This is a genomic window from Geodermatophilus sp. CPCC 205761, assembly GCF_051383655.1.
GTDB lineage: Bacteria > Actinomycetota > Actinomycetes > Mycobacteriales > Geodermatophilaceae > Geodermatophilus.
The window spans coordinates 1-26,227 of the sequence record NZ_JALPKQ010000031.1 but is presented as its reverse complement, the minus strand read 5'-3'; the positions used below and the strand labels follow the sequence as shown (position 1 = coordinate 26,227).

At 76.3% G+C, this 26,227-nt stretch carries 26 protein-coding genes; 11 read left to right on the top strand and 15 right to left on the bottom strand.

The annotated features are described in order from the left end of the window. Positions 1 to 35 precede the first annotated feature (35 nt). Complete coding sequence (locus tag MY526_RS18005) at positions 36 to 1,328, top strand: ferritin-like domain-containing protein (RefSeq protein ID WP_436704740.1); 1,293 nt, start codon at positions 36 to 38, stop codon at positions 1,326 to 1,328. A 150-nt stretch (positions 1,329 to 1,478) separates the two neighbouring features. Next, positions 1,479 to 2,726, top strand: a complete 1,248-nt coding sequence (locus MY526_RS18000; protein WP_436704739.1) for a cation:proton antiporter — start codon at positions 1,479 to 1,481, stop codon at positions 2,724 to 2,726. Between the two features lie 18 nt (positions 2,727 to 2,744). Here MY526_RS18000 and MY526_RS17995 read toward each other — a convergent pair whose 3' ends face one another. Continuing rightward, the gene (locus MY526_RS17995) at positions 2,745 to 3,503 is read right to left on the bottom strand and encodes a hypothetical protein (protein ID WP_436694143.1); all 759 of its coding nucleotides are present in this window, start codon (positions 3,501 to 3,503) and stop codon (positions 2,745 to 2,747) included. A 99-nt stretch (positions 3,504 to 3,602) separates the two neighbouring features. On the opposite strand from MY526_RS17995, the gene MY526_RS17990 reads away from it, so the two are divergent. Next, on the top strand, positions 3,603 to 4,469 hold the full coding sequence (locus MY526_RS17990; protein WP_436694144.1) for an alpha/beta fold hydrolase: 867 nt from the start codon (positions 3,603 to 3,605) through the stop codon (positions 4,467 to 4,469). 59 nt (positions 4,470 to 4,528) lie between these two features. On the opposite strand, the gene MY526_RS17985 is transcribed toward MY526_RS17990, so the two are convergent. Both MY526_RS17985 and MY526_RS17980 read right to left on the bottom strand, forming a co-directional pair. Beyond that, positions 4,529 to 4,825, bottom strand: coding sequence for a hypothetical protein (locus MY526_RS17985; protein ID WP_436694145.1), 297 nt, complete (start codon positions 4,823 to 4,825; stop codon positions 4,529 to 4,531). A 94-nt stretch (positions 4,826 to 4,919) separates the two neighbouring features. Continuing rightward, positions 4,920 to 7,685 carry an ATP-binding protein gene (locus MY526_RS17980; RefSeq protein WP_436704738.1) on the bottom strand — a complete coding sequence of 922 codons (2,766 nt, stop codon included), beginning with the start codon at positions 7,683 to 7,685 and terminating at the stop codon, positions 4,920 to 4,922. Between the two features lie 272 nt (positions 7,686 to 7,957). On the opposite strand from MY526_RS17980, the gene ggt reads away from it, so the two are divergent. After that, positions 7,958 to 9,754, top strand: coding sequence for a gamma-glutamyltransferase (ggt, locus tag MY526_RS17975; RefSeq protein WP_436704737.1), 1,797 nt, complete (start codon positions 7,958 to 7,960; stop codon positions 9,752 to 9,754). A gap of 57 nt (positions 9,755 to 9,811) precedes the next feature. Here ggt and MY526_RS17970 read toward each other — a convergent pair whose 3' ends face one another. The 4 genes from MY526_RS17970 to MY526_RS17955 all read right to left on the bottom strand — a co-directional run bounded on the left by MY526_RS17970 (position 9,812) and on the right by MY526_RS17955 (position 14,999). Further along, positions 9,812 to 11,425, bottom strand: a complete 1,614-nt coding sequence (locus tag MY526_RS17970; protein WP_436704736.1) for an alpha/beta hydrolase — start codon at positions 11,423 to 11,425, stop codon at positions 9,812 to 9,814. A gap of 183 nt (positions 11,426 to 11,608) precedes the next feature. Then, positions 11,609 to 12,625 carry an LLM class flavin-dependent oxidoreductase gene (locus tag MY526_RS17965; RefSeq protein ID WP_436704735.1) on the bottom strand — a complete coding sequence of 339 codons (1,017 nt, stop codon included), beginning with the start codon at positions 12,623 to 12,625 and terminating at the stop codon, positions 11,609 to 11,611. A 71-nt stretch (positions 12,626 to 12,696) separates the two neighbouring features. After that, positions 12,697 to 14,367: an MDR family MFS transporter gene (locus MY526_RS17960; protein ID WP_436694150.1), complete on the bottom strand. Its 1,671-nt coding sequence runs from the start codon at positions 14,365 to 14,367 to the stop codon at positions 12,697 to 12,699. Then, complete coding sequence (locus MY526_RS17955) at positions 14,364 to 14,999, bottom strand: TetR/AcrR family transcriptional regulator (protein WP_436694151.1); 636 nt, start codon at positions 14,997 to 14,999, stop codon at positions 14,364 to 14,366. Before MY526_RS17955 ends, MY526_RS17960 begins: the two co-directional genes overlap by 4 nt. 135 nt (positions 15,000 to 15,134) lie before the next feature. Between MY526_RS17955 and MY526_RS17950 the strand changes: the two genes are divergently transcribed. From MY526_RS17950 to MY526_RS17940, 3 genes are read left to right on the top strand one after another with little or no spacing between them, the layout of a single operon-like run. Continuing rightward, positions 15,135 to 15,374 (top strand): hypothetical protein, encoded by a 240-nt coding sequence (locus MY526_RS17950; RefSeq protein ID WP_436704734.1) that lies wholly within the window; start codon positions 15,135 to 15,137, stop codon positions 15,372 to 15,374. A 22-nt stretch (positions 15,375 to 15,396) separates the two neighbouring features. Further along, positions 15,397 to 15,780: an ArsR/SmtB family transcription factor gene (locus tag MY526_RS17945; protein ID WP_436704733.1), complete on the top strand. Its 384-nt coding sequence runs from the start codon at positions 15,397 to 15,399 to the stop codon at positions 15,778 to 15,780. Then, positions 15,777 to 16,421 (top strand): SRPBCC family protein, encoded by a 645-nt coding sequence (locus MY526_RS17940; RefSeq protein ID WP_436704732.1) that lies wholly within the window; start codon positions 15,777 to 15,779, stop codon positions 16,419 to 16,421. The genes MY526_RS17945 and MY526_RS17940 overlap by 4 nt, the downstream gene beginning before the upstream one ends. 12 nt (positions 16,422 to 16,433) lie before the next feature. Here MY526_RS17940 and MY526_RS17935 read toward each other — a convergent pair whose 3' ends face one another. Further along, positions 16,434 to 17,165, bottom strand: a complete 732-nt coding sequence (locus MY526_RS17935) for a Clp protease N-terminal domain-containing protein (RefSeq protein ID WP_436704731.1) — start codon at positions 17,163 to 17,165, stop codon at positions 16,434 to 16,436. 148 nt (positions 17,166 to 17,313) lie between these two features. Between MY526_RS17935 and MY526_RS17930 the strand changes: the two genes are divergently transcribed. After that, on the top strand, positions 17,314 to 17,859 hold the full coding sequence (locus MY526_RS17930; protein WP_436704730.1) for a bifunctional adenosylcobinamide kinase/adenosylcobinamide-phosphate guanylyltransferase: 546 nt from the start codon (positions 17,314 to 17,316) through the stop codon (positions 17,857 to 17,859). Positions 17,860 to 17,897: 38 nt separating this feature from the next. Then, on the top strand, positions 17,898 to 18,395 hold the full coding sequence (locus tag MY526_RS17925) for a GNAT family N-acetyltransferase (protein ID WP_436694157.1): 498 nt from the start codon (positions 17,898 to 17,900) through the stop codon (positions 18,393 to 18,395). Positions 18,396 to 18,591: 196 nt separating this feature from the next. Here MY526_RS17925 and MY526_RS17920 read toward each other — a convergent pair whose 3' ends face one another. The 5 genes from MY526_RS17920 to MY526_RS17900 form a co-directional block, all read right to left on the bottom strand. Then, positions 18,592 to 19,038, bottom strand: coding sequence for a DUF5709 domain-containing protein (locus tag MY526_RS17920; protein WP_436704729.1), 447 nt, complete (start codon positions 19,036 to 19,038; stop codon positions 18,592 to 18,594). Between the two features lie 99 nt (positions 19,039 to 19,137). Continuing rightward, a complete protein-coding gene (locus tag MY526_RS17915) occupies positions 19,138 to 19,827 on the bottom strand; it encodes a maleylpyruvate isomerase family mycothiol-dependent enzyme (RefSeq protein WP_436704728.1) in 690 nt (229 codons plus the stop codon). 23 nt (positions 19,828 to 19,850) lie between these two features. Beyond that, entirely contained in the window at positions 19,851 to 20,597 is a 747-nt protein-coding gene (locus MY526_RS17910; protein WP_436704727.1) for an SDR family oxidoreductase, read from the bottom strand. 73 nt (positions 20,598 to 20,670) lie between these two features. Then, on the bottom strand, positions 20,671 to 22,095 hold the full coding sequence (locus tag MY526_RS17905; RefSeq protein WP_436704726.1) for a sensor histidine kinase: 1,425 nt from the start codon (positions 22,093 to 22,095) through the stop codon (positions 20,671 to 20,673). Between the two features lie 79 nt (positions 22,096 to 22,174). Further along, the gene (locus MY526_RS17900; protein WP_436704725.1) at positions 22,175 to 22,744 is read right to left on the bottom strand and encodes a hypothetical protein; all 570 of its coding nucleotides are present in this window, start codon (positions 22,742 to 22,744) and stop codon (positions 22,175 to 22,177) included. A gap of 238 nt (positions 22,745 to 22,982) precedes the next feature. Here MY526_RS17900 and MY526_RS17895 point away from each other — a divergent pair, with 238 nt between their 5' ends. Then, positions 22,983 to 23,315 carry a hypothetical protein gene (locus MY526_RS17895; RefSeq protein WP_436694163.1) on the top strand — a complete coding sequence of 111 codons (333 nt, stop codon included), beginning with the start codon at positions 22,983 to 22,985 and terminating at the stop codon, positions 23,313 to 23,315. Beyond that, positions 23,303 to 24,121 (top strand): phosphotransferase, encoded by an 819-nt coding sequence (locus MY526_RS17890; RefSeq protein ID WP_436694164.1) that lies wholly within the window; start codon positions 23,303 to 23,305, stop codon positions 24,119 to 24,121. The genes MY526_RS17895 and MY526_RS17890 overlap by 13 nt, the downstream gene beginning before the upstream one ends. 31 nt (positions 24,122 to 24,152) lie before the next feature. On the opposite strand, the gene MY526_RS17885 is transcribed toward MY526_RS17890, so the two are convergent. Next, positions 24,153 to 24,335 (bottom strand): hypothetical protein, encoded by a 183-nt coding sequence (locus tag MY526_RS17885; RefSeq protein WP_436694165.1) that lies wholly within the window; start codon positions 24,333 to 24,335, stop codon positions 24,153 to 24,155. Between the two features lie 193 nt (positions 24,336 to 24,528). After that, on the bottom strand, positions 24,529 to 26,227 hold a 1,699-nt coding region (locus MY526_RS17880; protein ID WP_436704724.1), incomplete at its 5' end, for a lytic murein transglycosylase.

The following is a 26,227-nucleotide window of genomic DNA, read 5'->3' as shown; positions in this document are numbered from 1 at the left end:
GGGTGGATCCCCGGGCGGGCGGGTAGCCGGTGGTGGTGGCCGAGCGGTGCGCGATCCGGTGCGAGACGCGGGAGGAGCTCGTCTCGCTCCTGTACGAGGCGGCGGAGCTCGAGCACGGTCTCTGCTGCAGTTATCTGTTCGCCGCTTTCAGCCTACGAACCGGCGCGGACGCGGGTCTGCCGGAGGACCAGCGGGAGAGCGTGGCCCGCTGGCGGGGGCTGCTCGCGGGCGTGGCAAGGGAGGAGATGCTCCACCTGGCCCTGGTGTCCAACCTCCTGACCGCGCTGGGCGCGGCTCCCCACATGGGCCGGCCGCCCTTTCCGCAGCAGTCCCGGTACTACCCGGCGGGGATCACGATCGCGCTGCGCAGGTTCGACGAGGCGACCCTCACCCGGTTCGTCCACCTCGAACGCCCCGAGGGGGTCGGCATCGAGGACGACGTCGACGAGGACCCGGCCCTGGCGCCGTCGGCCCCCGGCGCCGGAGCTCCCCCCGGAGCGGTGCGGGCCGGAGACGGCGACGGTGAGCCGGTGCCCGGGGATGGCGGCCTGACGACGGTGGGGGAGCTGTACCAGGCGATCGAGGACGGCTTCGAGCACCTCGTCGACCTGCGGGGCGAGGTCGCCGTCTTCATCGGGGCTCCCGGCGCCCAGTCGGCCGCCGACGACCTGGGGTTCGAGGACCTCGTCCCGGTGACGGACCTCTCCTCGGCACGTCAGGCTCTGCGCCTCCTGGTCGAGCAGGGCGAAGGCGTGCGCGGGAACTGGGAGGACGCCCACTACGGCACCTTCCTGCGGATGCGGGAGGAGCTCCGTGAGGCCCAGCGGGCCGATCCGGCGTTCGACCCGGCGTGGCCGGTCGTGGCGGACCCCGTGGCCAAGGCCAGGCCGGACGTCGAGCACGGCGTCGTCGTCGACGACGAGCTGACCGTGGCCGTGATGGACCTGTTCAACAGCGCTTACGTTCTGATGACGAACCTGCTGGAGCGCTACCTGGCGCACACCGACGAGTCGCCGGAGGCGCTCCGGGCGCTGGCGGGGGCGGCGGTCGCGGTGATGACCTCGGTCGTCTCACCGCTCGGTTCGCTGGTCGCCACCCTGCCGGTCGGGGGCGAGCACGCGGGTGCGACGGCCGGCCCGAGCTTCGAGATCCACCGCGCGGTGGCGCTGGCCCCGCACCGCCGGGCCGCCTGGCTCACCTTCCTGGAGCGGCTGGGCGAGCTCGCGGACGCCGCCGCCCGCATCGCCGACCGGGGGGCGCCGCAAGCGGTGCGGGGAGTTGCGGACGCCTTGCGCGAGATCAGGGCGGACCTCCAGCGGCACGGGTGACCGGCCGCTCCGTGGCCGGCCGGCTGACGACCTCGTCGCTCGGTGCGACTGGCGTCAGCGGGTGAGCCGGGGGCGACGCCCCTCGTCGGGAGGTCCTCGGTTCGGGCACGATCTCTCCCGCGCCGGCGCAGCGGACGACGGGAGGACCGGGTGGACGACGTCCTCGTGGTCGACGCGCTCGTGGCCGTCCTCGTCGTGGCGCTGCTGGCTCCGGTGGTGGTGGGCCTGCTGCCCCGGCTGCCGGTGCCGCAGGTCGTCCTCCTGCTGGCCGGCGGCATCCTCATCGGCCCCGACGTACTGGGGCTCAGCTCGCCGGAGGACGTCCAGGTGCTCGCCGACGTCGGACTCGGCTTCGTGTTCCTGCTGGCCGGCTACGAGGTGGAGCTGCGGGTCTTCGCCGAGGACGCCGGCCGCCGCGCCGTCCTCGCCTGGACGGTGTCCCTGACGCTCGCCGTCGGCGTGGTCGCGCTGCTGGCCGCGGCGGGGCTGGTCCGCGCCTTCCTCCCCGTGGCGCTGGGCCTGACGACCACGGCGCTGGGCACGCTGCTGCCCGTGCTCCGCGAGAACGGGCTGCTCCAGGGCCGGCTCGGGCGGTACCTGCTCGCCGCCGGCGGGGTGGGGGAGCTCTTCCCGGTGCTGGCGATCGCGCTGTTCCTGGGCACCCAGAACCGGTTCGCGGCGCTGGCCTCGCTCGCGGCCGTGGCGGTGCTCGCGGTGCTGCTCGCGCTGGGCCGCCGGGCCGTGCAGGACGGCGGGCGGCTGGCCACCGTCGTCCTCCGCGGTCAGCACGAGACCGCCCAGATCACGCTGCGCGCCACGATCCTGCTGCTGATCACGCTGATCGCCGTCACCGACGAGTTCCACCTCGACGCGGTCCTGGGGGCCTTCCTGGCCGGGGTCGTGCTGCGCCAGTGGGTGGGCGGCGCCTCGCCGGTGCTGGAGCCCAAGCTGGACGCGGTCGGCTACGGGTTCTTCGTCCCGGTGTTCTTCGTGTACTCGGGGATGGCGCTGGACCTGCACTCGATCGCCGAGGCACCGCTGCGCGTGGCGCTCTTCTTCGGCCTGCTGCTCGCGGTGCGCGGCCTGCCCGCGCTGCTGGTCTACCGGCGGGTCCTGACCTGGCGGGAGCGCGGCCAGACCGCGCTCGTGACCGCCACCGCGCTGCCCGTCCTCGTGGCCCTCGCCGAGATCGGGCTCCGCAACGGCACCATGCTCACGGAGAACGCGGCGGCGCTCGTGGGCGCCGGCGTGCTGACGGTACTGGTCTGCCCCGCGCTGGCCGTCGCCCTGCGGCCGCCGGGGGGCGGGCCGGGGCCGGAGGCTCAGCCGGTGGTGCCGGCCGACCGGGTCAGCAGGCGGCGCTCGATCGGGCCGATGGCGAGGAGGAGGCCGGTGTAGTCGGCCGGCGGCCGGGGCTCACGGCCCGGCGTGCGGCGCGCCGACGACCGGACCGGCGGGGGCGCGGTGCGGTACGTCGGCGAACAGGTCCACGACGGCGTCCCAGCGGGTCCGCCGGCCCGGCGGGAAGCGGGTCTCCGACCGCCGTCTCCGAGGTGAACCGGCCGGGTACCGCCGGCGGGCCCAGAAGGAGTGCGGCCGGGCCAGGCGCACGGCGCCCACCGCCGCCACCACCGGGACGAACACCCCCACCACGCCCAGCACCGCCCGGCCCTTGAGGATCGCGACCAGCGCGAACCCGAGGTTGAGCGCCACGGTCACCGCCACCGGCAGGTCGCCCGGCAGCTGCTGGGCGTCGAACGGGTTGGCGCCGACCAGGAGGAGCACTCCCACCACGACGGCGATGAGGACGGCGTCGATGGAGCTGCGGCCCTGCTCCGACCAGTACACGTCCTCCAGGTGCAGCCACAGCGCGAACTCGTCGAGGGTGAGCGCGGCACCCACGCCGAACAGGACCGCCAGGACGTGCTGCCACGCGCCGCCGGGCCGGTAGGTCAGCTCCACCAGCCCGGTGCCGAGCAGCAGGAAGATGCCGTACACCTCGTGGTGCACGTGGACGCCGCCGATGCTCGCGTCGCGGAAGGGCCCCCGGCCGGTCCGGATGGCCCGCGTGACGAACCGGGTGCCGAGGAAGGTCAGCAGGAACGCGCCCAGCATCCACGCGACGACGATCCGGCGCCCGGCCAGCACCGGGACGAGCTCCAGTTCGATGCCCACTGCGCCACCCCGTGCCCCAGGACTGCGGCCGGCCCGATCGTCGCGCCGGTGTCAAGGCGGATCGGTCTCCCCGGAGGCCGCGCGGGGTAGGGGCCGCCCATGGACGACGGACCGCGCGAGGGCTCCCTCCGGCTGCCCGACGGCCGGGTGATGGCCTACGCCGAGTACGGCGACCCGGGCGGCCGGGTGGTGCTCGGCTGCCACGGCTCCCCGAGCTCCCGGCTGGAGCGGCACGTCGAGGACGTGGCGGAGTACCGGCGGTGGGGGATCCGGTTCGTCGTCCCCGACCGGCCCGGCTTCGGCCGCTCCGACAAGCAGCCAGGCCGCCGGGTGACCGACTGGCCCGGCGACGTCGCGCAGCTGCTCGACGCGCTGGGCGTCGACCGGCTCAGCGTGCTGAGCCTCTCCGGCGGCGCGGCCTACGCGCTGGCCTGCGCGCACGCCCTCGGCAACCGGGTGCGCGGGGTCGGCGTGCTGGGCGGCGCGCCACCGCCCGACGTCCCCTGGCCCTGGCCCGAGTGGGTGCCCCGCCGGATGCGGTCTGCGGTGCACCGGCCCTCCCCGGCCACGGCGCTGCTCACGCCGGTGTTCGCGCCGGCCGCCCTGCGGCCCGGGCTGATCCCGCGATACCTCCGGACGCGGCTGAACCCGTCCGACCGGCGGGTCCTCGGCCGGCCCGGCGTCCACCGGCTCCTCGCCGCCACCTTCACCGAGGGGCTGCGCAACGGACCCGGCGTGCTGGCCGACGACCGCGCCCTGCTGTTCCGGCCGTGGGGGTTCCCGCTGTCCGAGGTGCGCCAGCACGTCCACGTCTGGCACGGCACCCAGGACTGGCAGGTCCCAGTGGCCCTGGGGCGGGTGCTCTCCCACATGCTGCCGACCTGTACTCCGCACTGGCTCGGCGGGGAGGGGCACTTCTTCGTGTTCGACCACGCCGCCGAGGTGTACGGGGCGCTGCGACCCTGATCCCCCCGGGGCGGGTCGTTGCCGGACGACCGCCGACCGGCGACGACCCCGCCGTCGGGTCACCCCTCCGGCGTCCGGACGTACTCGCGGGCCACCTCGACGCCGAGGACCTCCACGCCTCCGCCGTCCGGCCGGGGACCCAGCTCGCGCTCGAGGAGCGGCCGCAGCGTCTCGGTGAAGAAGCGCTGCGAGTGCGTCCGCGACTCCCACAGCGTGACGACGCGCAGCCGGCCGTCGTCGGCGGTGCCGACGTAGCGGGCCTCCAGCCCGTCGGGGGTCCGGTCGAGTTGGCCGACGACGCGGTCGAACTGCTCGATCGAGTCGAAGGACGGTGTGGCCACCGCGATGTAGGACATGGCTTCCTCCTCGGTCAGGCGGCCGGTCGACCGCTGGGAGGAGCCTGGACCGGCAGACACCCCGGGACATCCGCCGGATCACTCAGCGGCGTACTCATGAGGGCAGCCCCGCACGCCACGCCGCGATCTGGCTGCGGGTGCGGAAGCCCAGCTTCCCGAGGACGTGCTGCACGTGGTTCTGCGCCGTGCGCTCCGAGATCCCCAGCCGTGCGCCGATCTGCCGGTTGGTCAGGCCACTGGCGACCAGGTTCGCCACCTCGGTCTCGCGCGCACTGAGGATCGGGGGTGCGCTGCGCCCGAGGTGGGCGACCAGGGCCGTCGTCCGTGCCACGTACGCGGACATGCCCAGGGTGTGCGCGAGGCGGTCGGAGTCCACTGCGGCCGTCCGGGCCCGGTCGAGGTCGCCGGGGCGGTCCCGGCGCAGGAGTGTCGTGGCGAGGTGGTGCCCCGCCTCGGCGGCGAAGCCGAGCGCGCCCGCCCGCGCGGCTCGGTCGGCGGCGACGGTGAGGTCCTCGACGGCGTCGTCCAGCCGGTCGAGCGCCGCCGCACCGATGCCGAGAGCGAGTTCGACCGGGCCGAGCGAGCAGACGCCCTCGGCCACCGCGTGCGTGCCGCGGGACGGCTGCAGGCGGGCGAGCAACGCCGGCAGGTCGTCGGTCCGGCCCAGGTCGGCAGCCACGAGCGTCGCGCAGGCCTCGCCGTGCACGGCGTAGAAGGCGGGGAGGGTCCACGTCGCGAGCGGTCCGGCCTGCGCGTAGGACCGTCCGGCCTCCTCGGGCTGCCCGGAGGAGCAGAACAGCAGGGCCCTCATCAGCGGGCCCAGCGTGCGGAACCGGGGCAGCGGGTCGAAGCGGCTCCGCGGCACCTCCTCCGCCTCCGGGAGGACGACGTGGCGGCTCAGGACGCAGCAGAGCGCGAACCACGTGCCCCGTGCCGGACCCGGTTCGACCGGGTGCATCCGGTCCCGCGCCCTCCGTCCGGCCGCGAGCGCCTCGGCGAATCGGCCCCGCGCCTGGGCGGTGCAGGCCGTCACCCGGTCGAGGTGCCAGGAGCTGACCGGCCCACCCACCCGGTCGACCGCCAAGCCGAGCGCGGACAGCTCGTCGGACGCCTCGACCAGGCGACCTGCCTCGAGCAGCCCCTCGATCCGCCAGATCTCGCCCCACATGGCCGTCCGCGGCGTGGCGGTCCGGTGCCCGATGTCGACCAGCTCGGCGGCGAGCCGCATCCGCTCCTCCCGCCCCGACGGGCCCGGACACGCCTCCTTCCGGGCGCGCAACGCGTCCACCAGCGCGTGCGGGTCGTCGGTCGCCCGGGCCGTGGCGAGGGCCGCGGCGCTCAGCGACGCGACGCGTTCCTGATCGCCGTCGTAGAACGCCAGGTGGCTGCGCTGGGCGAGCAGCCGGGAGCGCAGCGCGGTGGCGTCGGCACCGTCGAGCGCCGCCAGTGCCTCGTCGCACAGCTGGGTGGCGAGTGCGTGGACGGCCGGGTCGGGCACCGCCTCGAGGACGAGCGCGACGCTGCCCAGGAGTTCGGGATCCGCCGCCGCGCGGGCCGCCTCGGCGCCGGCGACGACGTCCTCGACACAGGGCCGGACGTCACCGGCCAGGAGGTTCGCCCGTCCGGACGCGACGAGCAGCCGGCAGCGATCGGCCTCGGCCGGCGGCGGGGCGTCCATGTGCAGCGCGGCCCGGTAGAGCCGCACCGCCTCCTCGTACGCGAGTTGCCGTACGGCCTCGTCCGCGGCCCGGACGGTCCACTCACGGGCGGTGGCTCCCTCCCCGTGGGGCACGAGCTCGGCCCAGTGCCGGGCGAGGGCGGGGAGGTGCTGCGCCAGGTCGCCGGCGTACTGCCGCTCGATCGCCTCGGCAGCGGCGCGGTGGAGGCGGGCGCGCTCGGCGGTGGTGAGCGAGGCCTCGACGGCGTCCCGGATGAGCGCGTGGACGAAGCGGTACGGCCCCGCCTCGGCCCGCTCGACGAATCCGTGCGCCACCGCCTCGTCGACCGACCGCGACAAGGAAGCCGGGACCGTCTCCAGCACGACGGCGACCAGGGGGAGCGGGAAGTCCCGTCCGATCACCGCGGCGGCCTGGACGAGCCGGCGGCAGCCGGCCGACACGGCCGCCAGCCGGGCCGCCACGAGGTCGAGGACCGTCCGCGGCGGGCGGTCCGGGCGCCAGGACCCGTCGGCCACCGCGCGCGCCACCTCCCGGACGAAGAGGGGGTTTCCGTCCGTGAGGTCCAGCACGGCGGCGGGGTCGGGCGGTGGACCGGGCGTTCCCGTCCGCGACAGCACCTCCCGCACACCGGCCAGGTCGTAGCCGCGGAGGGGAACCCACACCGAGGCGGGTGACCGCAGCAGGTCGGGGAGTACACGGGCGAGGGGGCCCGAGGGGCCCAGGTCGCGCATCGTCGCGTACACCAGCAGCCGGGCGTCGCCGACCCGGTCGGCCAGGTGCCGGAGCAGCAGGAGGGAGGGCCGGTCGGACCAGTGCACGTCGTCGAGGACGACCACGAGCCCACGGACCTCGGCGGCCGCCCGCAGGCTCGCGGTCACGGCGTCGAAGAGCCGGAAGCGGTCCTCGGGGGACTGCGCGTCACCGGCCAGCACCGCGTCGGCGTCGAGGCCGAGCGAGGCGAGCACCTGGCGCCACGGCCAGTACGCCGGCGCCCCGTCGTCCTCGACGCACCGCCCCCACGCGGCGGCGATCCCGGAACCGACCGCCAGGCGGGTGAGTTCCTGGGCGAGCCGGGTCTTGCCGACCCCGGGCTCGCCGACGCAGAGGACGAGCCGCCCGTGCCCGTCCCGGGCGGCGGCGAGCCAGGACCGCAGCGAGTCGAGCTCGCGCCGCCGTCCCACGATGGCGTCGTCCGCAGGGAGCCTCGGGTGCCGGGTACCCGCCTCCACGGCGTCCAGCATCCCGCCGCGCCGCCGTGCCGGGAAGAAGCGCTGCTCGGCCGCGTGTTTGAGCCGCAGGCGTTCGGGGAAGCTGCGCGACTGACCGGCCCCGGCGTGGCCGTGGAACCCCCGCGCCGGGGCCGTGACGTGTCCGCGGCCGGTTCGTGTGGCGGGCGCCGGACCCCCGGGTGTCCGATGGGGGTCCGCGCCGTCGATGCCGTGCAGGAGTTGCCATGCCGCGCCGCGCCCCCACCCTGTTCGCCCTCGCGGCGCTGGCCACCGGCGTCGTCACGACCGCCGGCCCGGCCGCCGCCGCGCCCACCACGGAGAAGGTGCCGCTGGCGATCGGCACCGGGGGCGCGGTCGCGACGGTCGACCTCGACGCCACCCGCGTCGGCCTCGAGGTGCTCGCCGACGGCGGCAACGCCGCGGACGCGGCGGTCGCCGCCGCGGCCGCGCTCGGGGTCACCGAGCCGTACTCCGCCGGTGTGGGCGGCGGTGGCTTCTTCCTCTACTACGACGCCGCGGCGGGCACCGTGAGCTCGATCGACGGCCGCGAGACCGCCCCGCAGGCGATGGGCCCCGACGCCTTCCTCGCCGCCGACGGCACCCCGCTGCCGCTGCAGGAGGCGGTGCAGAGCGGGCTGTCGGTCGGGACGCCGGGCACCCCGCTGACCTGGGTGCGGGCGCTCGAGCAGTTCGGCACGAGGTCGCTGGCCGACGTCCTGCCGGGCGCCGTCCGGCTGGCCGACGAGGGCTTCGTCGTCGACGAGACGTTCCGGCAGCAGACCGCGGACAACGAGGAGAAGTTCCGCCGGTTCGCCGCCACGGCGCAGCTGTTCCTCCCGGACGGCGCCCTGCCCGAGGTCGGCTCGGTGTTCCGCAACCCCGATCTCGCGCGGACCTACGAGCTGATGGCCGACGAGGGCGTCGCGCCGTTCTACACCGGCGAGCTCGCCGCCGAGGTCGTGGCGACGGTCCAGGACCCGCCCGAGGCCCCCGGCGCCGCCGCCGTCCGACCCGGGCTGCTCGCCGCCGACGACCTCGCTGCCTACGACGCCCCGCTGCGCGAGCCCACGCTGGTCGGCTACCGCGGGCTCGACGTCTACGGCATGGCGCCGCCGTCCAGCGGTGGCTCGACCGTGGGCGAGGCGCTGAACGTGCTGGAGACGTTCCCGCTGGGCTCGCTGGCCGACGTCGAGGCGCTGCACCTGTACCTGGAGGCCGCGGCCGTCGCCTTCGCCGACCGCAACGCCTTCGTCGGCGACCCCGCGGCCGTCGACGTGCCGCTGGCCGAGCTGCTGTCCGACGGCTTCGCGGCCGAGCGGGCCTGCGCGATCGACCCGGTGCGGGCGGCGCCGCGGCCGGTGCCGGCCGGCTCGCCCGACGGCGCGTACGGCCCCTGCCCCGCACCTGCGGCGGCGGCCGGCGGCGGCGGCGCCGAGGGCACCTCGACGACGCACCTCACCGTCGCCGACGCGGCGGGCAACGTCGCGAGCTACACGCTGACCATCGAGCAGACCGGCGGCAGCGGCATCACCGTGCCCGGCCGCGGGTTCCTGCTCAACAACGAGCTCACCGACTTCACCTTCGCCCAGGCCGACCCCGCCCGGCCCGAGCCGAACCTGCCCGGCCCCGGCAAGCGACCGCGCAGCAGCATGGCGCCGACGATCGTGTTCGACGGCGGCGAGCCGGTGCTGGCACTCGGCTCACCGGGCGGCGCCACCATCATCACGACGGTCCTGCAGACGCTCGTCGAGCGCCTGGACCGCAACGCCGACCTCGCCGACGCGATCGCCGCCCCCCGGGCCAGCTCGCGCAACGGCGCCACGACCGACGCCGAACCGGCCTTCCTCGAGGCATACGGCGCCGACCTCACCACGCTGGGGCACGCCTTCGCGCCGGTCGCGGAGATCGGTGCCGCCACCGGCATCGAGTTCCTGCCCGGCGGCCTGCTCCTCGCCGCGGCCGAGCCCCAGCGGCGCGGCGGCGGCAGCGCCGGAGTCGTGGACGACGTCCTCGTCGACTGACAGTGAGGATGTGGGCGGACGGGCTCACCCCGGCCGGACCGGCGGTGCCGCGGATCCTCAGCGTCCGCCGGTGAGGACGCCGGCCGTGGTCACCGGCAGCGGCAGGGACGTGGCGGTGGCCACGGGGATCGTCGCCGGGTCCAGCGGGGTGAACGGCACCTCCTGCGGGCAGACCGTCCCTTCGGCCGGAAGCGTGCCGGTGAACAGGTAGCTGTCGACCGCGCTGTCGATGCAGGACGAGTTGCCCCCGTAGGCGCCGTGCCCGTCGCCGTCCATCGTCAGCAGGCGGGCGTTGCCCAGCCGCTCGGTCAGCGCGACGGCCCCCGACAGCGGCGTGGCCGGGTCGTGGGTGTTGCCGACGACCAGCACGGTCGGGGCCGACGGGTCGGCGACGAACGGGCCGCCGAAGGCGTCCTCGTCCTGGGCCGGCCACAGGGCGTAGCCGAACTTCGAGTAGGACCCGCTGGGCCAGAAGTGCGGGAACGCGGCCCACTCCGCCGCACCGCGCTCCAGGTAGGCCTCGATGTCGGTGGGCCACTGCTGCTCGGATGCGGTGATCGGGAAGAACGGGTCGCCGGCCGGGTCGGCCCCGGCCGTGAGGATGGCGATGATCGCGCGGAAGAGCGACCCGTCGCCGTCCTCGGCCGCGGACAGCGCGGCGGCGAGCACGCCCCACGCCTGCTTGGCGTAGAGCAGCGTCGCCGTGACCGCCAGGACGTCGTCGCCGGTCACCGGCGTCGGGTCCTCGGGGAACCCGGCCGCAGGGAGCGGGGTCGCGTGCGCGGTGGCGACCAGCGCGTCGAACGCGGCGTGCGGGTCGGCCCCGCCGAAGCCGGAGCAGGCCACCTGGTCGGCGGCGCAGGCGTCGAGGAACCGGTCGAGCGCGTCCTCGAAGCCGCCGACCAACGTCGCGAACTCGGCCGCCGGGTCGTGGATCCACAGGTCCGGGTCGACGGCGGCGTCCAGGACGAGCGCGCGGTACCGGTCGGGGAAGAGACTCGCGTAGGTGGCGCCGAGGAACGTGCCGTAGGAGAAGCCGAGGTAGTTCAGCTGCTCCTCGCCGAGCGCGGCGCGCACGGCGTCCATGTCACGGGCGACGTTCGCGGTCGACAGGTGCTCGAGGATCTCGCCGTTCCCGGCCAGGCAGGCGTCCACGGCGGCCTGCGCGGCCGCCACCTGGGCGTCGACGTCGATCTCCGGGGGGCTGAGGGCCTGCGACGGGGCCGGCTGGGGCGGGCACGCGACGGACGGGGTGCTCTGGCCCACGCCGCGGGGGTCGACGGCGACGATGTCGAAGCGCTGGTTGAGCAGATCGAGCATCCCGGGGCCGAAGGCCTGCAGGTAGTCGACGGCCGGGGCGCCCGGGCCGCCGAAGTTGAAGAACAGCGACCCGAGGCGGTTGGCCTGGTCGGTCGCCGGGATCCGGGCGACGGCGAGGTCGACCTGCGCCCCGCCGGGGTCGTCGTAGTCCATGGGGAGAGGCGCCCGCGCGCACTCGACGCCGGCCGCGGTGGCCTCGGGCGTTGCGCCGCAGGGTTGCCACGTCAGCGTGGGGACCGGCGTCTGCTCGACCGCCGGAGCGGCCTCCGGGTGGGCGCTCGCGGCTGCGGGCGTTGCGCCGATCAGCACGGCGACCACGCTGCTGACGACGGCGGTTCGACGGCTCGTCATGGGACACCGGCCTCCTGGGCACGACGCGGGCGACGCCGCCCGCCGGGTGTGTCGCGGGAAGTCAACCGGGGTGAGAGCACGCCCGTCACCGTTTGCGTGTTGAGGAGTCCGTCAGTTCCGGAACGCAGGCTGCGCGCCGTCACCGTGCGGGTCGCCCCCCTGACCGCCCGCACGGTGACCGGCTCAGGAGGCGCTCGGTCGCCAGCCCAGCGTCGGGCCCAGCCGGGTGGCGATGTCGGTGAGGATCTGCTCGTAGTCCTCGTCGGCGAAGCTGAACGGCAGCGCGAAGACGACCTCGGTGACCGCGCGGAACCCGGCATGGGCGTACAGCGCCTCGGCGATCTCCTTGGACGTGCCGAGCAGGTCGCGGGCGAACAGCAGCCGGGCAGGCCCCTGCGGGGTCGCCGTTCGCGGGGTGCGCGCCTCGACGTAGGCGGCGTACTTCTGCCGCTGCGCGGCGGTGGCGGTGTCGGTGGGGATGACGACGAGCCCCTGGGAGACCCGGCCCGCCGGGTGGGTGGCCCGGAACTCCGCGACGAGCGAGGCCTGGATCTCGGCGAAGTCCTCGGACTCCTCGGCCTTGACCACGCTGCTGGTCAGGAAGTTCATGCCCTGTTCCCCCGCCCACCGCGCCGAGCCCAGGCTGCCGCCGCCGTACCACGTGCGGCCGCGCAGGCCGGGGGAGTGCGGCTGCACCCGGTCCGACCACTCCTCCACCACGCCCTCGCGGCCGGCGAACGTGCTGGCCGGCTCGCCGCCGAGCAGCCGCAGCAGCCGGGACACCCGCGCGTAGGAGAAGTCCTCGACGTCGGCCGTGTCGGGGTATAGGGCGCCCTTGACGTCGTCCCAGTGCATCGGGAGGCCGACGCTCACCCCGGGGTTGAGCCGGCCGCCGGAGAGGACGTCGACGGTGGCGAGGTCCTCGGCCAGCCGCAGCGGGTTCTCCCAGCCGAGCGGGATCACCGCGGTGCCCAGCTCGATCCGCCGGGTGCGCTGGGTGGCGGCGGCCAGGAGGGCGACGGGGGAGGAGATGCCGTACTGCAGGTGCCGGTTGCGCACCCAGGCGCTGTCGAAGCCCAGCTGCTCGCCGAGCTCGATGACCCGGAGCGTCGTCTCGTGCCCGGGGCGGGGGTCGGTGCCGTCGAAGAGGCCGATGGTGAGGAAGCCGAGCTGCTGCAGGGGAACAGAGGGGTCGGGCATGCGGAGATCATCGCCGACACGGCGAGGGGCCGGGACGGTGCTGCCGTCCCGGCCCCTCGGAGTTCCCGCGGCTACGTCAGAGCGGGCGCCCGGTCCTCGTCGGCGTCGCGCGGCGACTGCCCGTCGAGCGCCTCGGCCGGCGCTCCCGCGGGGGTGTGCTCCCGCCGCAGCTCGGGGTCCTCGACGGCCTCCCCTCGGGCGACCATGCCCGCGACGTCGGACAGCGGGATCTCCTTGAGCAGCAGTGCGAGCACCAGCGCGACCGCGAAGGCCGGCAGCAGGTAGCCGAACACCGGGGCGAGCGCGTCGGCGTAGGAGTCCACGATCGCCGTCCGCAGCGGGTCGCCGGCCGCCTGCACCGCCTGCGGCACGAGGCTGTCGGGCGAGGTGATGCCGGCGGCGACCGCCTGCTCGCCGTTGGCCTGCAGCGCGCCGGTGAGGTTGTCGGCGAGCCGGCTGGTGAAGATCGTCCCGAAGACGGCCACGCCGAGGGTCGCGCCGACCTCGCGGAAGTAGTTGTTGGTCGCGGTCGCCGCACCGAGGTCGGACGCCGGCACGGCGTTCTGGGCCACCAGGACGACGATCTGCATGATCAGGCCCAGGCCGAGGCCGATGGCGAAGAGCATCGCGCCGACCGTCCACAGCGACGTGTCGCCCGAGAGGCTGGTCATCCAGACCATCGCCGCCGCGACGACGAGCACGCCGGCGATCGGGAAGACCTTGTAGCGACCGGTCTTCGTCGTGGCGATGCCCGAGCCGATGACGGTGATGAACAGGCCGGCCATCATCGGCAGCATCAGCAGGCCGGAGTTGGCCGCCGAGGTGCCCGACGCCATCTGCAGGAACGTGGGCATGAACGCGATGGCCGAGAACATGCCCAGCCCGACCGCCGCGCCCAGCGCCGTGGTGACGACGAAGACGCGGTTGCGGAAGAGGCTCATCGGGATGATCGGCTGGGCCGCGCGCAGCTCGACCCGCACGAACAGCACGGCCGACACGACGAAGGCCGCCATGAGGGTCAGCGTCCAGCCGTCGGTCCAGCCGCGGTCGCCACCGAAGTCGGTGAAGAAGATCAGCGACGTGGTCGCGGCCGAGAGCAGCGCGATGCCGGCGTAGTCGATCGGCTCGGTGTTCCTCTTCCGCGGCAGGCGGAGGGCGAACCAGCCGATCAGCAGGGCCGCGACGCCCACCGGGACGTTGATCCAGAAGCACCACTGCCAGCCCAGGCTGGCATGGTCGGTGAGGTAGCCGCCCACGAGCGGGCCGGCCACGGCGGCCAGGCCGAAGACCGCGCCCAGCGGGCCCATGTACTTGCCGCGCTCCTTGGCCGGCACGACGTCGGCGATGATCGCCTGGGAGAGGATCATCAGCCCGCCGCCGCCGAGGCCCTGGACCCCGCGCCAGATGACGAACCAGGTGAAGTCCGGCGACAGGGCCGCCCCCACGCTGGCCGCGGTGAACAGCCCGACCGCCACCAGGAAGAGGGTCCGGCGGCCCCACAGGTCGCCGAACTTGCCATAGATCGGCATGACCAGGGTGCTGGCCAGCAGATAGGCCGTGGTCACCCAGGCCATGTGCGCGACGCCGCCCAGGTCTCCGACGATCGTCGGCATGGCCGTCGAGATGATCGTCTGGTCCAGGCTCGACACGAGCATGCCCGCGATGAGCGCGGAGAAGATCAGGTTGATCCGCCGCCGGGTGAGGACGATGGGTGCCGCGTCGGCGGCGGTCGGGGTGGTCACCGTGCTCCTGTGGGTCGGGACGCCGAGGTGGTCGGCGTCGGGGGGAGGGTCTCGAGGAACGCCGTCCGCGTGGCCTCGAGGTAGTGCTGCAGGGGGGTGCCGTCGTCGGCCTCGAACCAGGCGCGGCACGCCGTCCGCACGAGGGCCTGGGCCGCCGCCGCGAGGGCGGCGCACCCGGCGTCGGGGCGGGGCAGCCCGCGCCGCTCGGCGAGCAGGCCGGCGATCTCCTGCTCGCGGGACGCCTCGCGGGCCAGGTGTGCGGCCAGCAGGCGCGGTTCCCGCTCGGCGAGGGCGATGACCACCTGCAGGCCGGCGCGCCCCACCTCGTCGAACAGCGGCGTCGGGTCCAGGAGGTCGAGGAGGTCGGCGAGCAGGTCACCGCAGGGGCCACCCGCGACGAACGCCGCCCGCGCCCCGGGCGTGCCCACCGGCGGCTCCTGGCCGATGACGGCCAGCTCCTTGGACTCGAAGTAGTTGAAGAAGGTGCGCAGGGAGACCCCGGCCTGGTCGCAGATCTGCTCGACGGTCACGCCGTCGAGCCCGGCGGCCAGGACCAGCTCCCGCGCCGCGGCGGTCAGCCGGCGCCGGGTGTCGGCCTTCTTGCGCTCGCGCAGGCCGGCTTCTGTTTGCACGTCGTGCATCTTTGCACGGCGTGCAGAAGGACGGCGTCTACCGCGGTCGTGTCGTCGGTCACCCGGCGCGCGTGCGCTCGCGGGCGGTGGGGGTACCCGCAGTGCGACGGAGCACGCCCGGACGGAGGAGCAGCGATGACGACGACGCGGGACGACGAGTACCCCGCCGGCGGGCAGCCGGACGACGGCCCCCGCCTCCCGACGACGCCGGCCGAGGCGGTGCCGCCGGACCCGCCGGTCGGGCGCGGGGTGCCCACCCGCGTCGACACCGACGTCCCGGAGGAGGAGACCCCGCGGTCCGGGGGGCCGGTCGACACGTACGACGACCCGGTCCAGCACGACCCGCACAACCGGGATGACCCTCGACTTATATAAGCGATCACTGTAGCCTTGGACCGTGCACGCGTTCGACGTCCTCGGAGACCCGGTCCGACGCCGGATCCTGGAGCTGCTGGCCGACGGCGAGCAGCCCGCCGGGGCGATCGGGGCCGTCGTCCAGGCGGAGTTCGGCATCACGCAACCAGGGGTGTCCCAGCACCTGCGCGTCCTCCGCGAGAACGGGTTCGCGCGGGTTCGCGCCGAGGGTGCTCGCCGGCTCTACGCCGTCGAGCCCGCCGCGCTGCAGGACGTCGACCGCTGGCTGGACCGGTTCCGCGGCGCCTGGGACCAGCACCTCGACGCGCTGGCGACCGAGCTGGCCCGCGGCGAACGCGCACGACGCCGGAGGGCGATCCCGCCCCCGGACAGCGGCCGGGCGGCCGGAACGGAGGACGACAGGTGAGGGACATCCTGCTCGAGGTGGCCGCGGCGGCGCGGTCGGTGAGCCGGCGCGCCGCCGAGGGGGGCGAGGAGGTCGCCGTCACGGTGCGGCGCACCTACCCGGCGTCCGTCGAGGACGTGTGGGACGCCCTCACCGACCCCGAGCGGCTGGGCCGGTGGTTCGCCCCGGTCAGTGGCGACCTGCGGGCCGGCGGCACGTTCCAGGTGGAGGGCAACGCCGGCGGCGAGATCCGGCGCTGCGAGCCGCCGAGCCGGCTCACCGTGACCTGGGGCGGCGAGGTCAGCGTCGTCGACGTCCGGCTGACCGCCGACGCAGGAGGAACGACGTTCTCCCTGGAGCACACCGTGCCGCTGGAGATCGCCGGCAGCGGGGCGGGCGGGCTGTACGTGGGCCCCGGCTGGGACGCCGCCGTCCTCGGCCTGGCCGGCTTCCTGGCCGGCGAGGTCGTCGACGACCCCGTGGCCTGGGAGAACGCGCCGGAGATGCAGCACTACCACGAGCGCAGCATCGACGCCTGGGCCGAGGTCGTCGCGGTCAGCGGCACCGCCACCGCCGAGGGGGTCGCCGTGGCCACCGAGGTCGCCCGTGCCCAGTTCACCCCCGACCTGGTGGCCGGACCGACCGAGCCGTCCGCCGGGTAGCCGGGCCGGAGGTCACCCCGCCGGGGACGCTGCGGCCTCGGTGAGGTGGGCGTCGACGGCCGCCTTGTCGACGCCCAGCCCGGCCAGCACCCCGGTGCCGTCCTCGGCCTCCAGCACGGCGAGCAGGAGGTGCCCGCCGCCGATCGCGTCGTCCCCCCGGCGCAACGCCTCCTGGAAGGTGAGCTCGAGCGCCTGCTGCGCGTGCGGGTCGAAGGGGATGAGGTCGGGCACCACGCCGGCCGCCGGCGGCAGCGTCGCGGTCGCGGTCCTGCGGACGGCGTCGAGCGCGACGCCCTGCGCCGCGAGGGCGTGGGCCGCCTCGCCCTCGGGGTCGTGGACCAGCGCCAGCACCAGGTGCGGCACGCCGATGGTCGCGCTGCGCGCGGTGCGGGCCTGCTCCTGGGCGCCGACGACGACGGCGCGCGCCTCGTCGGTGAACCGGCTGAAGCCCTGACTGGGGTCCAGCGGCGGCGCGTCGCCCTTCGCCGCCCCCGCCTTCGGGACGAAGCGCTTCTGGGCGGCCTGCTTGGTGACTCCCATGCTGCGGCCGATGTCCGACCAGGAGGCGCCGGTCCGCCGGGCCTGGTCGACGAAGTGCCCGATGAGCGAGTCGGCCACGTCCCCGAGGTGCTCGGCGAGGAGGACCGCGCCGGCCAGCTGGTCGAGCGGGGCCTCGTGGGTGCGGGTGACGGCGTGGATGAGGTCGTCGAGCCGGACCGGAGTGGGGGGCTGCGCGTCGGTCATGTCGTCAACCGTAGGTTGACGACCGCCGCGTCGTCAACCGCGCGTTGACGACGGCCGCGTCGTAGGTTGGTCCGACCCACGCCCCCGACCTCTGGACCGATGCGGTGACCGCCGACCTGCCCCTGCCCGCCGACCCGGGACACTGGGCGTGATCGGCCGCCGGCCGCGGCGGGTGCTCGTGCTCGGTGGCGCCCGGTCGGGCAAGTCGCGCTTCGCGGAGCAGCGGCTGCACCGGGTGCGCGGCGTCGAGTACGTCGCCTGCGGGGCCGTGCCGGACGGGAGCGACGCCGAGTGGACCGATCGCGTCGGGCTGCACCGCGCCCGCCGTCCGGCGTCCTGGCGGACCGTCGAGACCGTGGACCTGGCGGCGGTGCTCGGCCGCCCGGGCCCGCCGGTGCTGGTCGACTGCCTGACCACCTGGCTGGCCCGCACGATGGACGACTGCGGCATCTGGACCGGCGCCCCGGACGCCGACGCCCGGCTCGCCGCCGCGGTGGACGCGCTCGTCGATGCCTGGGCCGGCACCCGGCGGCGGGTCACGGCGGTCAGCAACGAGGTCGGCGGCGGGATCGTGCCGGCGACGGCGTCCGGACGGCGGTTCCGCGACGAGATGGGGGCGCTCAACGCCCGGATGGCCGCGCGGGCCGACCGGGTCTGGCTGCTGACCGCCGGCATCCCGCAGCGGCTGAGGTGACCGCGCAGAGCGGTTGACGCGCGCGGGAGCCTGACGGCGTGCCGGTCGGGATCCGCGAGCTCACCGAGGCCGACGTCGAGGCGGTCGTGGCCCTGTCCCTGCGCGCGTGGGCCCCCGTCTTCGCCTCCTTCGAGGCCGTGCTCGGGGCGGCGGTCTACCGGCACCTGTACCCGGACTGGACGACGAGCCAGGCGCGCGCGGTCGAGCAGGTCTGCCGGGACGGGGCGCTCCTCGTCCGGGTGGCCGTCGACGAGGCCGACCGGCCGATCGGCTTCGTGGCGGTGGCCCTGCACGACGAGACGCACGACGAGCCGTGCAGCGGGGAGATCGAGATGGTCGCCGTGGATCCCGCGCAGCAGCGCCGGGGGACCGGGGCCGCCCTGGTCGAGCACGCGCTGGCCGAGATGCGGCAGGCCGGCGTCCGACTGGCGGTGGTGGCCACCGGCGGCGACCCCGGCCACGCCCCGGCACGGGCGGCGTACGAGCGGGCCGGATTCACCGGGCTGCCGCTGGTCCGCTACTACCGGGCGCTGTGACCGTGCCGGTCACCCCTCCCGCAGCCGCTCGGCGAGGGACTCGAGGCCGCCGCGGATCATCGCGCCGCAACCGTCGTCGGGCAGTGCCGCGGCGGCCGCCAGGCCGAGCTCGAGCTGCCGCCGGGCGGCCGGGAGGTCCCCGAGCCTGCGGTGGTCCTCCCCGAGGTCGAGGTGCAGCGAGGGGGAGAAGGGGCCGTCAACGCCAGCGGTCGTCGTCGGGGACCACGTGGACCGCCGCCTCCTCGGCCGAGGCCGCTCCGCCGTCGATGCCCCGGTCGTGGGCGAAGAGCTCGGCGTCGGTGTCGAGGCGGACGCCGTCGTCCTCCTCGGCCAGCCGGCCGGCGCGGGCGTCCCCGACCTCCTCGTCGATCAGCTCGCCGTCGGTGTCGGACGCGTCGCCCAGGCCGTCGCCGTCCTCCACCGTCCGATCGGGGAGTTCCCGGGCGAGCCGGCCGGTGAGGCTCTCGCCCCGCTCCTCCTCGTCGCCCGTGGTGCCCCAGTCGGTCGAGGCCCAGGGCCGCTCGGCCGGCGACCAGCCCTCGTCGAGCGGGTCGACGCCGCGGTCGTCCAGGGTGTCCGCCAGGTCGAGGACGCCGGAGTCGTTCTCGCCATCGAGGTCGTCGGGGCTGGCCCAGGGGTCCACGCGCCGCCTCCCGTCGTCGCAACCGGGTGATGAGGGCAGCCTGCCCCTGGTGGCGGTGCCGGCACCACCCGCTGCGACGCCGGTGGCGCGACGGACCGCTCAGGGCGTGATCGGGTCCGCCAGCAGCGCGCCCGCGGCACCGGCGTCGCCCGCCACGGCGAGGCGGGGGTCGGCGAGGGTGGTCCGCCGCCACAGCAGCAGCGCGACGGCGAGCTCGGGGCCGGCGACCTCGGCGACGACCGGACCGGACCCCAGCGTCCACCCGGCCGTGGGCGTGGTGAGCCGGACCGCCGTCGCCGGAGGCGCCATCCGGCCGAGCCGCACCTGGCGGGGCTGCATCGTGTCGAGCACCTCGGCGATGCAGTCGGCCGCCACTGCCGGATCGGCGTCCACCGGTCCGCCGGCCGCCCCGGCCAGGTCCAGCCGGTGGACCAGGGTCTCGTGCAGCTGCCGGCGCCGCCACCAGCCGGCCTCGCCGGCGCCGGTCAGCGTGGGGCAGGGCCGCCGCGGGTCGTCGAGGGCCGCGCGCAGCTCGGCGGCCGCGTCCGGGTAGCCCTCCACCGTCTGCGCCGCCAGGAAGGGCCCGTCGTCGGGGACGCCGGCCTCCGGCGCCGACCGGGCGGTGGCCGCGGCCCACCGGTGCACCCCGCCGAGGTGCCGCACGAGGTCGGCGACGGTCCAGGGCGCGCAGGCGCGGACCGGGGCGGCGGGGTCCGCGGCCGCCGCCAGGCGGGCGAACACGGCCTGTTCGGCCGCAAGCGCGGCGAGGTGGTCGAGTGCGGCGGTCATGGCGCGAGGATGCCCGAGACCGGTCACCGGCCGCCGGAGACGTCCACGAAGGTCCCGGTGACGTAGGAGGCCCCGGGCGAGAGCAGCCACGCCACGGCCTCGGCCACCTCCTCGGGGTGCCCACCGCGGCGCATGGGGACCGTCGGGGCCAGCCGGTCGACCCGGTCCGGCTGCCCGCCGGCGGCGTGGATGTCGGTGTGGATCAGCCCCGGCCGGACCGAGTTGACCCGGATGCCGTCGGCGGCCACCTCCTTGGCCAGGCCGACGGTCAGCGCGTCGACGGCCGCCTTGGCCGCGGCGTAGTCGACGTACTCCTCGGCTCCGCCCAGGACCGCCGCGCGGGAGGACACGTTGACGATCGCGCCGCCGTCCCCGCCGTACCGGGGCGACATGGCCCGCACCGCCGAGCGCGCGCACAGGAACGAGCCCAGCGTGTTGACCGCGAGGGTGTGCTCGATGCGGTCGGCGTCCAGCTCCTCGACGCGGGACCGGCGGCCCAACGCGCCGGCGTTGTTCACCAGGCCCGTGACCGGGCCGCGCTCGGCGGCCGCAGCGAACAGCGCGGCCACCTCGGCCTCGCGCGACACGTCGGCGCGGACGGCGGCCGCCTGGACGCCGGCCTCCCGGCAGGCCGCCGCCACGCGCTCGGCCGGCTCCTGCTGGGCGGTCCAGGAGAGGACCACGTCCCACCCGTCCCGCGCCAGGCGCAGGCTCGTCGCCGCTCCGATCCCCCGGCCGCCGCCGGTCACGACGCACACACCCCGGCTCACCCGTCACCTCCGGTCGGCCCCCGCGGCCCGCGCCCGTGTGACGCCGCGCCCCCGGGGACCCGCGCAGATGGTGTCAGGGGTGCGGGCGCCGGCCACCCGGTGGCAGCTGGACGCGGATCACCGTCTCGCCCGGTCGCAGCTCGATCGCGATGTCCCCGTGGTGCCCGTCGACGATGCGGCGGGCCATGTGCAGGCCGAGGCCCGTGCCCTCACCGACCTCCTTCGTCGTGAAGAAGGGGTCGAAGGCGTGTTGCTGCGTCTCGGGCGACATCCCGGTGCCGGTGTCGCCGACCTCGACCACGACGCCACCGCGGTCCGCGCGGGTGGACAGCCGGAGCGTCCCGCCGTCGGGCATCGCGTCGAGCGCGTTGTGGACCAGGTTGGTCCACAACTGGTTGAGCTCGGCCGCGGCCGCCTCGATCCGGGGCGCGGCGGGGTCGTAGTCGCGGACGACGGTCACGGTCCCGGGGATCCGGTAGGCCAGCATCACCACGGTGCTGTCCAGCCCCTCGGCGACGTCGGTCTGCTGCGTCGACGCCCGGTCGAGCTGGGCGTAGGACTTGACCGCCGCCACCAGGTCGGAGATGCGGCGGGTCGACTCCCGGGCCTCGCGCAGCAACCCCGACGCGGACAGCGTCGTCGCCACCCACCGCAGGGCCGGCTCCAGCGCGGCGCCGCCGGTCGCGCCGGCCACCCGGTCGCACCAGGCGGGGTCGCCGCCGGCACCGGCCAGCACGTCGGCCGTCTCCGCGGTCTGGTCGATCCCGTGGCGGTCCAGCCAGTCGGCGAGGGCGTCCTCGCGGTCGGCCAGGAGGACCGGGCCGACCGCCGGGGCGTCCGGCTGCAACTCGCGGCGCAGCTCGTCGAGGGCGGCGAACTGGGCGGCGGTCAGCGAGCCGGAGGCCAGCCAGCCGACCGAGGTCAGCGCCGCCGCGCAGACGGCGCCCAGCTCGTCGACGGCCCGCGCCGCCGCGGCCGCCGGGTTGTTGATCTCGTGGGCGAACCCGGCCGCGAGGGTGCCGAGCGCGACCAGCGACTCCCGCTGCCGGGCTGCCGCCTCGAAGGTGCGCGCGGTCCGGGAGATCCCCTCGATGATGTGCACGCCGAACGGGAACCAGGTGGTCGCCCAGTCGCGCAGGGCCGGCGCGGGGACGCGGAAGACGCGGCCGGCCACGCACCCGCGGGCCGTCGCCAGGTACACCCCGTGCTCGTCCCAGGCGCGGAAGCCGCCGGCCCACCGGCCGGGCACGTCCATCGTCGCGAGCAGCGTCTCCTCGCGCCCGACGTGGCGCACCAGGTCGATCCCGCCGTCGACGAGGAGCCACCAGGCGTCCGCGGGCCGGCCCGCGGTGAACAGCTCCTCCCCGGGTGCGAACCGCACCGTCGTCCCCGCCCCCACGAGGGCTCGGAGCTGGTCCTCGCCCATGCCCCCGAAGAGCGGCAGCGGGCGCAGGTCGTCTGCGCCGATCACGTCGTCGTGGACGGTCACTGGGGTCATCGGCGAGGCCTCCCGACGCACGCACCGCGGCCGCGGTGACGGGGCCGCACCGGGCACTGCTGCTGCCCGGTGCGGCACCCTACCGCCGCAGGGCCGCCGGCAAGCCGTCGAGCCCGGGCAGCTGGTAGCTCCAGAAGGCGTCGACCAGCGCGCGGGCGTGCTCACGGTCGCAGGCGGTCCGCAGGATGTGCGCCAGCACGCGACGGGTGTTGTCGAAGACCAGCTCGAGGATCTCCCGCTGCACCGGGGCCGGCGGGGTGTCCAGGGACGCTCGGCGTGCGCGGCGAGGCGCCGCACGAACGCCTCGGGGCAGCCCGCGACGGCGGTGCCCTCGGCCCGGTCGAGCAGGACGACGACGGCCAGGCGGTGGTCGAGCCAGAAGTCCAGCAGCTGCGCGGCGGCCGCCGTCCGGTCCGCCGTCCCTCGGTGAGCGCCGCGACCCGGGTGTCCAGCAGCCGGTCGTGGCAGCCCCCGGCCCGGCGAGCAGCTCCTCGACGGCGAACGGCGCGCCGGCCAGCGGACCGTCCCCGGCCGGGCCGGGCTGCGGGTCGGCCACGGCGGCGACGGCGTTGAGCGCCCGGAAGGCGTCGATGAGCGCGGTCGCCGTCTCGGCCAGGTCCTCGGCGGTGACCTCTCCGGCACGACCCACCGGGCCATCTCGACGGCGTCCCACTCGCGGTAGTCCTCGTACGCGGTCAGCACGACGTCAGTAGTGAACGCTGCGTTCGCTCCTGCCCCACCCCCTTGGGGCGGAGCGCGACCACCCGCCTGGGGGTGTGGCGGGGCCGGGGCCGGCGGCATCCTCCTCGTGACCGGCGTCACCCGACCGGGTGAACCGGCCACGCACCCCGCTCCGAGAGCCGCGCCCGTGAGAGGCAGGGACCCCGATGACCCTGGCAGTGCGCACGTCCCCCCGGCCGGCCGCAGGCCCCGGTGACGCCGTCGACCGCATCGTCGCCGCCGTCGCCTCGGACCCGGCGCCCCTGCGGGCGAGCGTCCTCGGCGAGCCGGCTCGGGAGCTGGTCGGGCAGATCCGCCGGGTGTCGGTGGACCACGAGCTCGCGACCGTGCTGTCCCTCCGGGCCGAGCGCCTCGCCAACCCGGCCGTCGCCGCGATGCTCCGCGAGCGCGCCACGGCCCGGCGGCACCGGGCGGAGCGGATCCGGGCCGACCTCGCCGCGCGGGGCGTCGTGGTGCACCGGCCGGCGTGGTCGGAATAGCGCAGACCCCGGCCGAGGGCGTACCGCTGGGCGGCGGCCGGACCACCGCCGGCGTCGTCCGGATCGGGTCCGCCGTGCACCGCCCGGCGCGACCGTGGACAGCGGCGGTCCACGCGGTGCTGCGGCACCTGGAGGCGGCCGGGTTCGAGGGCGCCCCGCGCGTGCTCGGCGTCGACGCGCAGGGCCGGGAGGTGCTCAGCTTCCTCGAGGGCGAGACCGTCGGCGAGCGCAGGCCGTGGCCCTCGTGGGTGCACGCCGACACCGCCCTGGCCGACGTCGGCGCCTGGCTGCGGCGGCTGCACGACGTGACGGCGCGGTTCGTGCCCCCGGAGGGGGCGACCTGGTTCTCCGGCCGGCCGTGGCGGCCGGGGCTGGTCATCGGGCACCACGACGCCGCGCCCTACAATGCGGTCTGGCGGACCGGCCACGTGATCGGCTTCGTCGACTGGGACACGGCGAGCCCGTCCTCGCCCGAACTGGACCTCGCCTACGCGGCGCTGCAGTGGGTACCGCTGCTGGCCGCGGGGTCGGCCTGGCCGCACGCCGCCACCCCCGTGCCGGACGCGTCGCGGCGCCTGCACCTGCTGCTGGACGCCTACGGCTTCGACGGCGACCGGAGAGCGTTCGGGGCGGTCGTGGCCGAGCGGGCGCGGATCAACGCCGCCGTCGTCCGGCGGCTGGCCGACGGCGGGGACCCGGCCTACGCGGCGATCCGCCGGCAGGCCGACGACCTGGAGCGGTCCGCCGTCGAGGTCGAGGCCCGGCCCGCGTCGTTCTGGCAGCGCCCGGCGCCCCCCGAGCGCTGAGCTGTCCCGGACTCCCCGCGCGGGCGTCCGCTCAGCGGAGGGCGAGCCCGCCGCCCTCGGCGCGGCTGTCGGGGTCGATCCCCAGCTCGCGGAGCAGTTCGGCGTCCCGCACCGTGTCGACGTCGACGTCGAGGACCTCCTCGGCGCGGCGGGCCTCATCGGTGCGGCCCTTGGCGCGCAGCACCTGGACGACGTGCGACCTGTCGATGCTCACGGGTCAGACCGGCTGCGGCCCGCTGGGCGGTGGGGCGCTGGGGTCGGTGGGGCTCGGCTGCGGGAACGGCGCGGGCTCGGGCGGCGGGGTGGGGTCGACCGGCGACGGGGACGGCGACGGCGGCTGGGGACCCGGAGGCGGTGTCGTCATGGACCGACGCTAGCCCCGGACCGCAGCCCCCGGCCGGTCCGGTTCACGGGGTCGCGTCGCCGTCCGCCGCGGGATCGCAGGCCGGCGAAGGCAGGCCGGGGAAGTCGCTGAGCGCCGCCATCGCCACGTCGAGGTCGGGCGGGCCGAGCACGATCGTCACGTGGACGACGTCGCCGGGTTCGGCGATGTCGCCCGCGCCGAGGGCGTCGGCGAGGAGCCGCGCGGACTCCTCCTCGCCGGCCGGGTGCGTGATGCCCGACGGGACGGCGTCGGCGTTCGTCGTGACGCTGCCGACGACGACCCCCGGAGCGGCCAGGTGGGCGGCCGCCGCCTCCGCGAGCGCCGGGTCCCCGGTGGTGTTGAGGACGTCGACGACCACGGGCTCGACGGCGGGGCAGGCCTCCTCCGGCGGAGCGGGGGGCTCCGCCGGCGCCGGTTCCGCCGCGGGGGCCGGGGGCTCCGCGGGAGCCGGAGTGTCGGCCGGAGCCGGCTCCGCTGCTGGGGTCGGCTCCTCCACAGGGGCCGGGGTCTCGGCCGGCGGCTCGGTCGGGGCCGGGGTCTCGGCCGGCGGCTCGGTCGGGGCCGGGGTCTCGGCCGTCGGCTCGGTCGGGGTCGGCGTCTCGGCCGGCGACTCCGTGGGGGTCGGCTCCGCTGCCGGGGTCGGCGTCTCGGCCGGCGACTCCGTGGGGGTCGGCTCCGCTGTCGGGGTCGGCGTCTCGGCCGGCGGCTCGGTGGGGAGGGGCTCAGGAGCGGTGGGCTGCTCCGCCGCCGGGACCTCGGGGTCCTCCGCCGGCGTCCCGGTGGCGGCCGGCTCGTCGGCGGCGGGCGGTGCCTCGTCCACGGCCGAGGGCTCGGCGACGGCCGGCGTCTCGGCGGAGGCGAGGGTCTCGGGCCCGTCCGGCGATGTGGGCTCCGCCGGCGCCGCCGGCGGCTCCGGGGCGGGGCCGGGTTCGGGTGCCGGGACTGGTTCGGGTGCCGGCGCGGGGATCGGATCGGGTGCCGGGGCCGGCTCGGGGAGCGGGGCCGGCTCCGGGGCGGCCAGGATCGCCGGCGGTGGCGCCGGCGCGGCCGGTGGGATCGACGGGGGTCCGGCCGGGACCGGCGTCGGAAGGGTCGGGACCGGGCCGCCGGCGTACACGGCCGCCAACTGCAGCACGGTCGCCACGTAGCTGGCGGAGTGGTTGTAGGCGAACACCGCCCGCGCCTGCCCGGCGATGGTGCGGAGGTCGCCGCCGGCGGCGCACAGGTAGGCGGCCGAGGCCGCGGCGGCGTCGTAGATGTCGAACGGGTCGCGCCGGCCGTCCCCGTCGCCGTCCTCGGCGTACCGGGCCCAGGTGGACGGGATGAACTGCATCGGGCCCACGGCCCGGTCGTGGACGGCGTCCCCGTCGAGGCGCCCGCCGTCGGTGTCCACGATGCGGGCCGTCCCGGCGCCGGTGAGCGCGATGCCGACGATCGGCGGGTCCGACAGCCCGTCGGTGCGGAGCACCGCACCGGCGAACCGCCCGTGGTTGGACTCCACCCGGCCGATGGCGGCGAGCAGCGGCCAGCTGAGGTGGCAGGACGCGGGGGCGGCGGCGGCCGCACGGGTGTAGGCGTCCAGCGCGGTCGCGGGGATCCCGCGGCCGGCCAGTGCGGACACCGGCCCCGCGGCCGGCCGGGGCGGGACGTCGCGCAGGGACGGCGCGGGCTCGGGGGCCGGGCCCCCGGCCGCGACGGGGGCAAGTCGGATCGGAGCCATG